The following is an 11,424-nucleotide window of genomic DNA, read 5'->3' on the forward strand; positions in this document are numbered from 1 at the left end:
ACCTTTCTGCTTGTCCGTCCATGTGTTAACAATTAAATTATAGGGGAGTGCTTGCTTGCTGAATATGGAGGATATTGATTGAAATTTAGTCTTGAATTGATATATGAGGAAATAAAAAAGAGAGGCTTAAGGAAAATAAGATAGCTCTTACTCTCCTTGAGCACTCTCCCAAGCATACTGATATCGTTTTAATAGCTGAGTTCGGGTTAAACCTTTTGCTACATATTGCTGTGTAGCAGCTCCGAATTGTTCTCTGACTCCAACAGGAAAATATAACGTGCTAGCTGATAATGTTTTTCCTTCTTTATAATAACGAAGTGTTTCAGTAGCTAATGGGCCAGATTGATTTGAAGGGATGTGTTTAAAAGCAGGAATGAATCTAAACTGCTTTGTCATAAATTCTTGTCCTTCTTTGGAGGCTACCATCCATTCTAGAAACTTTTTGGCTGCCTGCTTTTTTTCCGGGGTCGTTTGTTTATTAATGACCCAGTAATTTGGAGTGTTCACAATTAATGATTGTTCACCGTGATTATTACTAAGAGGAATGGGCATAACGCCAACATTCAGATTAGGGGAACGTTGATCAATTAGCGGTTGAATCCAATTTCCTTGCAAGACAATGGCTGCTTCTCCTTTGGCGAATTGATTCATTTCCATCGTGTAATCTGTTTCAAGTGGGTCACTGTTCCCGTATTTTAGTGTCACATCTAAAAGGTGGATAAGATCTTTAAACTTTTGGTTATTCGTAATCGTTTTTGACCCGTTATTTAATTGAGTAATATAAGCATTTGGGTCTTTTTGTTGAAGGAAAGCGATATTCATTAAATGATCGCCTAGCTGCCATTTTTCATAATAACCTAAAGAAAAAGGATTAATTCCTGCCTTCTTGAGTTTTTCAGCTGTTGTTTCTAGTTCATTTAATGTAGTTGGTAACTGCTGAATACCTGCTTTTGCAAATAAATCTTTATTGTAGATAAACCCGTATCCTTCTATATTCATTGGCATACCGTATATTTTTTCACCTGATTTTATAGACGCTAGTGTTTCTGGTAATGCTTCAGGTACCCAAGGTTCTCCTGATAAATCTTCTAAATAATCATGCCACAATTCAGCGCTTTTTCCGCCTTGATTTGTAAAAATATCAGGCCCTTCACCAGCAGCTAATTCTGCCTTCAAATCAGATAAGTCATCGATCGCGCCTCCAACGGTATGAACTTCTATATTAATATGAGGATGCTCTTTTTCATAAGCTTGCACCATTTCTTCAAACGGAGCCGCAATTTCCACTTTAGGATTTCGAATACTTAAAGTAATCTTATCTTGTTTCACTTCTTGAGTCTCTTTCTTGACCTTTTGTTGACACCCGTATAAAGATAAGCTAAGCGTTCCAATCAAACATATATTTAATAGCTCTTTTTTCATTTTGTCACTCCTGAAAACAATCGGTGTCTAACTATCTACTTACTACTGTTAGTTTTTTCTCTTTTCTATATTCAAAGGGAGTTAATCCAACTACTTTTTTAAATAGTTTAGAGAAGTATTTTTCATCTTGATAACCGAGCAGTAAAGAAATGGAGTAAATGGTTTCTTCGGTATCTTCTAACCACTGCTTTGCTCGTTGGATTCTTAATTTTGTCATATATTTAGAAAGCGGCAATCCTGTTTCTTGTTTGAACTTCCGTGAAATATGCTCTCGGCTAAAGAAAAACAGGTTCGATAGCTTCTCTAAACTTAATTCTTCCATATAATACATGTCTACATATGAAACAATGTCTTTCATACGACGAGCAGCATGAAGTTCATCCAACTTATGAATCGAACGATACTGGTGATTGTCTAATGCCTCTTGTAAGAACTGAAAAGCGTCTAAGATATGAGATAATGAAGATAACGATCTCCCGCTCACAAAGCGAACGGGAATATCAAATTCCTGACTTATCCATTCTTCAACTGTTAACCATTCATTGCGTACTGTGATGATAACACAAATGTTTCGATCACTTTGAAGGGAAAAGGCATTTCCTAGCTTTCGTTCTTTCAGCTCATCAGATAAGGCTTTAATGTATGGCTCCGCATAATGCATTTGATAGAAAGAAATTAAAGCCATCTCATATTGATCAGAAAGAGGAAGATAGGGAAGAATGTCTGTTGATTTGTATGCTTCTCCCATACATGCATCTGTTATTAACTGCTCAATACGGAGCTTTTGGAAGTCTTCATCAATTATTTCCTGCCCACTATGGGAATGCTCGTTTTCCCATGCTTGGACAGCTTCTGCTAATGTATGATTAAAGGGTTCTTCTTCAATTGGTTTTAATAGATAATCGAAACTACGATGTTTAATGGCTTGTCTCATAAATGAATAATCGTTATACCCAGTCACAAAGATTACTTTACCTGGATATGAGATGCTATCTAACCATTCAATCATTTCTATTCCACTCATTTTAGGCATCTTGATATCTGTAAAGATAATTTCTGGTTTTGTAGCTTCAATAATATGTTTTGCTTCTTCGCCATTACTTGCTTCTAAAATATCAGTTATGCCGTACTTTTCCCATTGACCTAGATAACGTATAACTTCACGTACATTCACTTCATCATCAATAATTAAAGCCTTCACACTTTTTCCTCCTTACAAAAATCCATCAATTAATCTTCTTTTAAACGTTTTTCTTCAAGAGGGATGGCAATTTTAACAATAAAGCCATCTCCGTTGTTTCGATCAATTTCTAGATGTGCTTGCGTTCCGTAATTTAGAATAAGTCGATCATGGATATTTTTTAGACCGATATGTTTGCGCCCTTGAGAAGAGTTAAGAGAAGAATGATAAATGTTTTCCTGCAATCTCTTGAGTTTTTCATCCGTTATACTAGCGCCATAACTTTCGACAACAAGGTGTAGAAATGATTTCTGCATTTCTCCATAAATGTTCAGTGGGGCATCATAGAAACCTTCTTCATAGCTATGTTTAAAAAAGTTTTCAACAAGCGGCTGAAGAATCATACTAGGAATTTGCATATTTAAAATAGGATCACTGATATGAATAGAATAATGAACTTCTTTCCGAAAGCGTTCCATTTGAAGAGTAAGGTAAGCTTTGATATATTCTACTTCTTCTTGAACTTTGACCCACTTGTTTGCGTTAATTGAATAGCGCATCATCTTAGATAAAGATGTAATTAAATGATAAACACGTGGAGCATTGGATCTTAAAGCAACAGCACCTATTGATTGCAAAGCGTTGAAAAGGAAATGAGGATTCACTTGTGACTTTAAGGCTCTTAATCGATTTTCCTTGTTCTCAATTTCAAGCTTGTATTCCCGATTAATATGGAGGTTAATTCGATCCATCATTTCTTTTATATGAAGTTCTAAATAACCAATTTCGTCTTCTCTTTTATCATTAAAATCAATATTCATATTGCCACCTTTTATGGTCCGTACTTTCTGGGTAAGGAGCTTAAGTGGGTGGGTAATCTTATAGGAAATCAAGCTAATCATTAATACTCCAAGTAAGCCAATAATGATTCCGACAATAATAAAAGTATAGGAAGTTTTTCTAGCATCATCGAATAGGATATGACTTGGCGTAATCTTAACAAGCTTCCACTGATCAAGCGGTCCAGATAAGGTGTTAGCTAAGACAATATCATCACCTGTTTCGGCGTTTCTCTCTATTTTCTGTTGTAAACGAGGCGAAACTACTTGTCCAATAATCTCAGTATCATTCGCATAGACAATTTTATTATCTTCGTTGATAAGCAAGACAGATTCTTGGTCTTTACCAATTAAATTGTTACATATGCGTGCATACATTTCATAATCCACATCCATTGAGATTGTGCCAAGAAATTCATTAGATAATACATCAACAATCTTATGGTGGAATGTAATTACTTTTGTCTTTTCAGATTGAGGAACAATAGCTGAATTATTGTAATTTTGGATGGAATGTGGTGGCTGAATAACGTATTTTATGTTTGTATTGTAAAGCTCTTTAATAAAGGGCTGCTGTAAGAAATTAGGCCTGGATTTACGCGCACTCGCAGTGGCATTATAGACGGTTAACGCCTCTTTATCTTTATCCATATAAAACTGAATTTGACGAATCTCATTCCGCATTAATGAGAAGTTCTCCAAACTTTTTTCTAAGTAATTTGAGTCCTCAACTTCATTATTTAAAATCTGAAATAGTTTAGGGTCACGATATAAAATATAAGGAAGGTTAATCATTTCCTCGAAATATTGTTGAAGCTCTGTTGAATTTTCGCGAAGCTGTTCATGGCTATTTTTCAGCTCTTGCTGCTCTACGCTATGTTTGGTATAGCTATAAATAAAAAAGACAGATAGAAAATAGGGTAAAATGATAAAGATTAGTAACATGAGCAGTAGGCGGTTCTGGATGCTCTTCATAGAAGCTCCTCCTTGTATTCAAGAAACCAATTATAGAGTGTAGAGAAGTAATTCTTCTAGAGTAGAATGTGCTAAAACCGGTAGCTTCTTACAAGGAGAGTAACAGAAGCCCCTTTACGATCAGTAATAATGTTTTAGTGTACAACACATTTAGTACCTCAACTATAACAAATCACTTCCAAGCGTCAATCATACATAAGAATGAGTGAAGATTTACCTATAATATGTGAATTTTTAACCAATAGGAGCACTAATTTCATAAATCTGAGATTTATGCTTGTACAGCTTAATAAAGAGAAGAAAAAGTTCTTTATTTTGGTTCTTCACTAGGATTAGAGAAAGTTATGTAGAAAAGGATATACTCTTCCTTTTATTTATGTTTTAAGTTAGCGCCTTTGGATAAAAGGGATAAACTTCAAATTAGAAGTAGCTCTTGTGTCAAAACTTCACTATAATTAACTTTGTTAAACATTAGAGAGGAGTGAGCCTGTGGTTTCAAAAGACTCACAATTAAAGCTTGTTGTAACAGGGCTATTATTAGCTATTTTAATGTCTGCAATGGACAACACTATTGTTGCAACGGCAATGGGGACTATCGTTTCTGATCTTGGTGGATTAGATAAGTTTGTTTGGGTGACCTCTGCATATATGGTGACTGTAATGGCTGGAATGCCTATTTTTGGTAAATTGTCTGATATGTACGGTCGCAAACGTTTTTTTATTTTTGGTCTTTTAGTATTTTTATTAGGTTCAATTTTGTGTGGTACAGCAACAAGCATTGAGCAGCTCAGCATTTATCGAGCAGTACAAGGTGTTGGAGGCGGAGCGCTTATGCCGATTGCTTTCACAATTGTATTTGATATTTTTCCTTCCGAGAAACGTGGTAAGATGACAGGTCTTCTTGGAGCAGTATTTGGAGTTTCAAGCGTGTGTGGTCCTTTGCTTGGTGCTTATATTACAGAGTATATTAGCTGGCAATGGATTTTTTATGTAAATGTACCACTTGGTATTGTATCTCTTCTTTTAATTATTAAAGCTTATAAAGAATCAACAGAGCGGAAAGAACAAAGGGTAGATTGGATAGGAGCTGCAACACTTGTTATTGCAGTTGTCAGCTTGATGTTTGCTCTTGAGCTTGGTGGCAAAGAATATAGTTGGCAATCACCACAGATTCTAGGGTTGTTCGGATCTTTTATTTTATTTTTCATTATCTTTATTTTTACAGAACGAAAAGTGTCAGATCCAATCATTTCTTTTTGGATGTTTAAAAACCGTCTTTTTGCAACAGCTCAAATCTTGGCTTTCCTTTACGGAGGCACATTTATTATCTTAACAGTATTTATTCCTATCTTTGTTCAAGCTGTTTATGGCGGTTCTGCAACAAATGCAGGGTTGGTATTAACACCAATGATGTTAGGATCTGTTGCAGGAAGCGCAATCGGCGGGATTTTTCAAACGAAAACAACGTTCCGAAATCTTATGTTTCTTTCAATTGTCTCTTTTGCAGCTGGCATGGTGTTGCTAAGTACAATGACTCCTGAAACAGCAAGATGGATGTTAACTATCTTTATGGTATTAACAGGTTTTGGTGTTGGTTTCTCATTTTCAATTTTACCAACAGCATCAATTGAAAAATTGGATGTGCGCTACAGAGGATCCGCAAACTCTACAAACTCTTTTGCTCGTTCTCTTGGAATGACAATTGGCGTAACTGTATTTGGAACAATTCAAAGTAGTCACTTTACAAGTGAATTAAAAGAAAGCTTTGGAAGTGCAGGAAGCAGTGGAGCAATGGCGAACGTTGAAAACCCAAGCGCTCTTTTTGAGGGAAGCGCTCGTGCGATGATTCCAGAGCCTGTTCTATCAAACATTGTGCATGCTATGTCAACCTCTATTACAGATGCTTTTACATTTGCTCTTATTCCAATTGGTCTTGCTTTTATTACAGTACTTATGATGGGAAAAGCCCGCATAGCTGTAAGAAAGCCTGAAGTGAAAGAAAATATACTAAACAAGTAGAAGGCAGAGAGTAGAACTCTCTGCCTTTTTGTTCCTGTGTATAAAGTTGGCGGTCGGTCACAATAAAAGAAAAGGAGGATGGAGAACGTGACCGTAATTACAACATTCAAAGAACGAAGAAGAGAAAAAGAAATGAAGTATGAACAAAAGTGATGAGCGGAATTTCGCTTGAGAAATTATATAAAGAAATGATGCGCTATTTTCAGCCGCTCATGTTTTATTCAACAAAAAATAACCGCTCTGTTGAGGAAGGGTGCTTAGATATAGCAGTTGAGGCTTTCTTGCTTGGAGCAAAATATAGCAGGTTTGGTTATTATGGAGAACAGGAAGAGAAAGTACGGGCAAGATCTGAAAAAGAGGGGAAAAAGCTTGTTTCTGCTCTTTTCGATTATCTTTCCTTTTGGACAGAAGATCATTATGAACTGCCAACAGGTGATGGTTTGTATATGCTTTGTGAAGCCTATGTTGATGACTGGTGGATAGAAGGTTTTCGATTTGGAAAGAAAAGATATGGTTTAAAATTGTCTTAAAATAATCATAAATCCTCTCCGCTCACCATATAGAAAATAGTAGGTAGGACGAGCGGGGGGAGCACGATGAAAAAAAAGCTTTGGTTAGGGACTGTTATTATCGTTATCTGTTGTCTTTTTCTAGGCGTTCAGCATTACTTTACAAATAAAGGCTCAATCGGTTCATGGAATCTCCCGTTAAGCGGTAAAATTATTGTCTTAGATGCAGGCCATGGAGGCGCTGACGGGGGAGCAGTTGGTAAAGATGTTTTGGAGAAAGAAGTAACGCTCTCCATTTCCTTGATGATTAGGGATTACCTTCAAGAACAAGGAGCACTTGTTATTATGACGCGTGAAAAAGATGAAGACTTAGCAGACAAAGATACAAAAGGGTATAGCAGACGCAAAGGGGAAGATTTAAGAAAGCGTCTAGAAATTATCAATCATTCCAGTGCTGATATGTATTTAAGTATCCATCTTAATGCAATTCCCTCTCCAAAATGGAGCGGAGCTCAAACGTTTTACAATGGATCAAAAGAAGAAAATAAGAACTTAGCTACATGGATTCAATCGGAATTCAAAGGAAACTTGAATAATACGAATCGAGAAGCAAAAAGAATTCAAAATATTTATCTTGTTGAAAATGCTGATATTCCAGGAGCGCTTGTTGAAGTTGGCTTTCTTTCGAATCCAACAGAGCATGATCTTTTAAAAACAGAAGAATATCAGAAAAAAGTGGCTGCTTCAATCTATAGAGGGATTTTACAGCACTTAACAGCAAAAGCACCTCCGAAAGAGTGAGGTGCTTTTTGTTTGCGCTCACGAAACAAAGGGAAAATATGATATAATTCAGAATGTAAACGAATTCAACGGGGAAGGTGAAAACATGCTCACAGAAAAGGAAGTTCACGCACTATTATCAGGGGTAGAAGAGCCGTTTTTACATAAAACATTAGGAGAGTTAGACGGCATTCAAGAAATTAAAATTAAAGAAGAGAAAAAACATGTGAGCGTTAAACTGCTTGTTGCTAAAACAGGAACAGCAGAACAGATGCAACTTCAAGGAACAGTAGTAAATTTATTAAAAGAAGCAGGTTTTGAAACAGTTGGTCTCCGCTTTGAAGCACTGCCGCAAGATAGCGTGGCAGCGCAAGAGCAGCCATCACTTTTAAATACAAAAGATACAACATTTATCGCAATTGCCAGTGGTAAAGGAGGCGTTGGAAAATCAACCGTTTCTGTTAACTTAGCAATTGCTCTTGCAAGGCTTGGAAAGAAAGTCGGTTTGATTGATGCTGATATTTACGGATTTAGCGTCCCTGATATGATGGGAATTGAACAACGTCCAACTGTTGAAAATGATCGAATTATTCCGGTTGATCGTTTTGGTGTGAAAGTTATTTCAATGGGCTTCTTTGTCGAAGACAATGCACCTGTCATTTGGAGAGGCCCTATGCTTGGTAAAATGTTGACAAGCTTCTTCCAGGAAGTAGAGTGGGGAGAGTTAGATTACCTTCTGCTCGATTTACCGCCAGGAACAGGCGATGTTGCGCTTGATATTCATTCTATGCTTCCTGCTTGTAAAGAAATCATTGTATCAACTCCACATCCAACAGCCGCTTTTGTAGCAGCAAGGGCTGGTGCGATGGCTATTCGTACAGAACATGAAGTCTTAGGTGTTGTAGAGAACATGGCGTACTTTGAAAGTGAAGTTACAGGAGAAAAAGAGTACGTGTTCGGCAAAGGTGGAGGAGAAAAGCTAGCAGAGGAACTAGCTGTTCCACTGCTTGGAAAACTTCCGCTACAGCAACCAGATTGGAATGAGGAAGAATTTGCTCCATCTGTATATGGTGAAGCTCACCGTTTAGGAAAGATCTATAGTGAAATTGGCGAAAAAATTATTTCTCTTTGTACACAACAACAGGATCATAATGTATAAAGGTAAAAGGCGTTGCATATGTGCAACGCCTCTTTACTCCACTTATTCTTCTTTCTTTTCTTCAGATTCTGCTTCTTTTACAGCTTTGTCTATCATTTCTTGAACTTTCCCTTTATATGTTGGACTTTCAAATGTTTCAGTTATAACGGTTTGAAGATGTTTTCGATATTCTTTACTTTTTAACAGCTTTGTGATCTCTTTTTCCATTTCAGGATTTTTAAGAACATCCATTAGCATTTGCTGATATTCAGGATCTTTCATAAGCTTTTTAATAATTTCTTCATGCTCATCTTGAAGAGATGTAGCAAGTGTTTTGGCAAACTTAGGATCTTTGAAAGCTTCAGTCCAGAACTTTGAACCTTTCTCAGATGACAGTGTATCTTGAATTGTTTCTTTGATCAATTTTTCATCTATAACGATCTCTTTTTTTACTTCATCATCCTTTAGCACTTGCTTTAGTGCTTCTTTTCCATCGTCTGTTTTAAGGATATCTACTACCATCTTTTTCGTTTGATCGTAGTCCATTTCACTTCCTTCTGCCTCTTGTGGGGCACACCCAGATGAAGAAAAAACAAAGATTAGGGCATATAGGAGCAAAAGAGCTCTTCCCATAATTGTAACGCTCCTTTCAGATACCTTCTGTAAAATGTCTTATTCTTAATATGAAAGGAAATAGAAAAAATATTCACGTTCTAAAGTCGTTAACAGGAATTACATTTTCTTTGTGGTAAATAAGATATAAGGGGACTTACATGAAATAAAAAGAACAATTAATGGGGGAGAACAGATGAAAAGTCGAAACCTTGTACGTTTCTTTTTATCAACGCTTTCAGTTGGGGCTGTCATAACAGTATTTGTTGGATTTACATTGAACTGGGGAGAATATAAGGACCTTTTTATTCAAGGTGAAATAGGTGAGATAGTAGCAATTGCTATTTGGCTAATTGGGGTAGGTTGCATTTTTAGTTTAATTAGTCAGATGGGCTTTTTTTCTTACTTGACTGTTCACAGATTTGGACTCGGTATCTTTAAGTCCTCATCACTTTGGAATTCAGTACAAGTTGTTCTTATTCTTTTTGTCCTATTTGATCTTGTGTATTTTAGATACACATTTTTTGCTGAAGCAGGAGAATCAATCATTAATTACTTCTTCCTTGCTCTCACACTTTTAGTAGTTGGGGTTGCCTTCTCATATGTAAAAATGAAGCAAACAAACCGAACAGCGTTTATCCCAGCTTTATTTTTCTTAACTGTTGTGACGATTGTCGAGTGGTTTCCAGCACTAAGAACAAATGAGGAAAGTTGGCTGTATCTTATGCTAATCCCATTGCTTATCTGCAATATCTATCAACTTTTGATGCTTCCGAAATTTTTGAAATCTCCTTATATAATAAAAGAAGTGGGAGAAAGTAAGTAAAAAAAAGCCCCATCCTTCAATAAGGGAAGGATAGGGGTTATTTAATTTCTTCACTTTTAGAAGTAGCGCCAGAAATCAAACTTGAAACTGTTGTTGTTTTTAATTTCTTCTTTGAAAGTTCTCTAATAATAGAAGGAAGAGCTTCATTTGTTTGCTGAGCAGAATCAGATGCATGAAGAAGAACAATGTCACCGCCTTTAATTTTCTCAGTTGCATTTCTTACAATCTTATCTACACCAGGATTTAACCAGTCTTCTGTGTTAAGACTCCAATGAACAATTGTATAATTATAGGCTTCCGCAATTTTTAAAGTTTCTTTGTCAAAATGTCCATTAGGTGGTCTAAGTAGTTTGATCTTGTCAACACCGAGTGTTTTAAATGCTTTTTCAGATTTAGCGATATCTTGGCGGATTTCTTGTGCTTCTAAACTTGTATAGCTTTCATACGCGTAACCCATAGAACCAATCTCATGTCCATCTTCTTGAATTCGCTTTACAATTTCAGGGTGTCTCTCTGCCCATGAAGCAGATAAAAAGAAAGTAGCATTCTCAATATCATGTGAGCGTAAAGTATCTAAAATCTCTTCAGCCTTTTCATCTCCCCAACTAATATTGAATGTAAGAGCAACTTTGTCCTTAATTGTCCCATTCTCATAAATTGCTTTTGGGCCATCTTTGGTTGAGAAAACAGGAATGTTAAATAACGTCTGAGTAAGTAGAAAACCACCTGCAAAAAATGATAGTATTAAAACCAATACAATCTGTTTTGCTCGACTTCCATTAATCGTATAGAAAAAATTCATGTTTACCCCCTTATGAAACAAGCTATCTTGTCTCATAATATGTAGAGGTTAAGTCCTTCATAACATGATTTTAAAAAAAGAATAAAAAAAATGAAATTTAGTGTTGACGTTTCTTTTGAAACTTGATATATTATTACTTGTCGCTGCTACGGTAGCGCAAAACGAACAAAGTTAAAAAACATTTTCAAAAAAAGTTATTGACACACTTCGAGAAAAGTGATAAGATATGAAAGTCGCTGTTAACGACAAATGAAGTGATTGACCTTTGAAAACTGAACAAAATACGTCAACGTTAATTCTATTTTAAAACAACGTTTCTTAT

At 36.1% G+C, this 11,424-nt stretch carries 10 protein-coding genes; 5 read left to right on the forward strand and 5 right to left on the reverse strand.

All coding sequences use genetic code 11. From position 1 onward, the window contains the following. Positions 1 to 147: 147 nt before the first annotated feature. The 3 genes from MOC86_RS10725 to MOC86_RS10735 are packed head-to-tail and all read right to left on the reverse strand — an operon-like array spanning position 148 to position 4,416. Positions 148 to 1,422 carry an ABC transporter substrate-binding protein gene (locus MOC86_RS10725; RefSeq protein WP_268584156.1) on the reverse strand — a complete coding sequence of 425 codons (1,275 nt, stop codon included), beginning with the start codon at positions 1,420 to 1,422 and terminating at the stop codon, positions 148 to 150. A 31-nt stretch (positions 1,423 to 1,453) separates the two neighbouring features. Next, positions 1,454 to 2,623, reverse strand: coding sequence for a response regulator (locus MOC86_RS10730; protein ID WP_268584157.1), 1,170 nt, complete (start codon positions 2,621 to 2,623; stop codon positions 1,454 to 1,456). 29 nt (positions 2,624 to 2,652) lie between these two features. Continuing rightward, on the reverse strand, positions 2,653 to 4,416 hold the full coding sequence (locus MOC86_RS10735) for a cache domain-containing sensor histidine kinase (RefSeq protein ID WP_268584158.1): 1,764 nt from the start codon (positions 4,414 to 4,416) through the stop codon (positions 2,653 to 2,655). A 489-nt stretch (positions 4,417 to 4,905) separates the two neighbouring features. Between MOC86_RS10735 and MOC86_RS10740 the strand changes: the two genes are divergently transcribed. From MOC86_RS10740 to MOC86_RS10755, 4 genes are all read left to right on the forward strand, one after another. Next, the gene (locus tag MOC86_RS10740) at positions 4,906 to 6,435 is read left to right on the forward strand and encodes an MDR family MFS transporter (RefSeq protein WP_268584159.1); all 1,530 of its coding nucleotides are present in this window, start codon (positions 4,906 to 4,908) and stop codon (positions 6,433 to 6,435) included. Positions 6,436 to 6,587: 152 nt separating this feature from the next. After that, positions 6,588 to 6,965, forward strand: coding sequence for a DUF2521 family protein (locus MOC86_RS10745; RefSeq protein WP_268584164.1), 378 nt, complete (start codon positions 6,588 to 6,590; stop codon positions 6,963 to 6,965). Between the two features lie 66 nt (positions 6,966 to 7,031). Further along, positions 7,032 to 7,745: an N-acetylmuramoyl-L-alanine amidase CwlD gene (cwlD, locus tag MOC86_RS10750; protein WP_243515847.1), complete on the forward strand. Its 714-nt coding sequence runs from the start codon at positions 7,032 to 7,034 to the stop codon at positions 7,743 to 7,745. A gap of 85 nt (positions 7,746 to 7,830) precedes the next feature. Continuing rightward, positions 7,831 to 8,883 carry an Mrp/NBP35 family ATP-binding protein gene (locus tag MOC86_RS10755; RefSeq protein ID WP_268584160.1) on the forward strand — a complete coding sequence of 351 codons (1,053 nt, stop codon included), beginning with the start codon at positions 7,831 to 7,833 and terminating at the stop codon, positions 8,881 to 8,883. A 42-nt stretch (positions 8,884 to 8,925) separates the two neighbouring features. Here the strand turns inward: MOC86_RS10755 and gerD are convergent, their stop codons facing one another. Beyond that, on the reverse strand, positions 8,926 to 9,495 hold the full coding sequence (gene gerD, locus MOC86_RS10760; protein WP_268584161.1) for a spore germination lipoprotein GerD: 570 nt from the start codon (positions 9,493 to 9,495) through the stop codon (positions 8,926 to 8,928). A 175-nt stretch (positions 9,496 to 9,670) separates the two neighbouring features. Between gerD and MOC86_RS10765 the strand changes: the two genes are divergently transcribed. Then, a complete protein-coding gene (locus MOC86_RS10765) occupies positions 9,671 to 10,300 on the forward strand; it encodes a KinB-signaling pathway activation protein (RefSeq protein ID WP_268584162.1) in 630 nt (209 codons plus the stop codon). 37 nt (positions 10,301 to 10,337) lie between these two features. On the opposite strand, the gene pdaB is transcribed toward MOC86_RS10765, so the two are convergent. Beyond that, positions 10,338 to 11,102 carry a polysaccharide deacetylase family sporulation protein PdaB gene (gene pdaB, locus MOC86_RS10770; RefSeq protein ID WP_268584163.1) on the reverse strand — a complete coding sequence of 255 codons (765 nt, stop codon included), beginning with the start codon at positions 11,100 to 11,102 and terminating at the stop codon, positions 10,338 to 10,340. Between the last annotated feature and the right edge of the window lie 322 nt (positions 11,103 to 11,424).

Source organism: Priestia endophytica (assembly GCF_026790145.1).
GTDB classification, from domain to species: Bacteria; Bacillota; Bacilli; order Bacillales; family Bacillaceae_H; genus Bacillus_I; species Bacillus_I endophytica_A.

Bases quoted from the DNA above. Each gene is read 5' to 3' on its own strand.
- MOC86_RS10725 (WP_268584156.1), bottom strand. From the start codon at position 1,422: ATGAAAAAAGAGCTATTAAATATATGTTTGATTGGAACGCTTAGCTTA.
- MOC86_RS10735 (WP_268584158.1), bottom strand. From the start codon at position 4,416: ATGAAGAGCATCCAGAACCGCCTACTGCTCATGTTACTAATCTTTATC.
- MOC86_RS10745 (WP_268584164.1), top strand. From the start codon at position 6,588: ATGAGCGGAATTTCGCTTGAGAAATTATATAAAGAAATGATGCGCTAT.
- cwlD (WP_243515847.1), top strand. From the start codon at position 7,032: ATGAAAAAAAAGCTTTGGTTAGGGACTGTTATTATCGTTATCTGTTGT.
- MOC86_RS10755 (WP_268584160.1), top strand. From the start codon at position 7,831: ATGCTCACAGAAAAGGAAGTTCACGCACTATTATCAGGGGTAGAAGAG.
- gerD (WP_268584161.1), bottom strand. From the start codon at position 9,495: ATGGGAAGAGCTCTTTTGCTCCTATATGCCCTAATCTTTGTTTTTTCT.
- MOC86_RS10765 (WP_268584162.1), top strand. From the start codon at position 9,671: ATGAAAAGTCGAAACCTTGTACGTTTCTTTTTATCAACGCTTTCAGTT.
- pdaB (WP_268584163.1), bottom strand. From the start codon at position 11,102: ATGAATTTTTTCTATACGATTAATGGAAGTCGAGCAAAACAGATTGTA.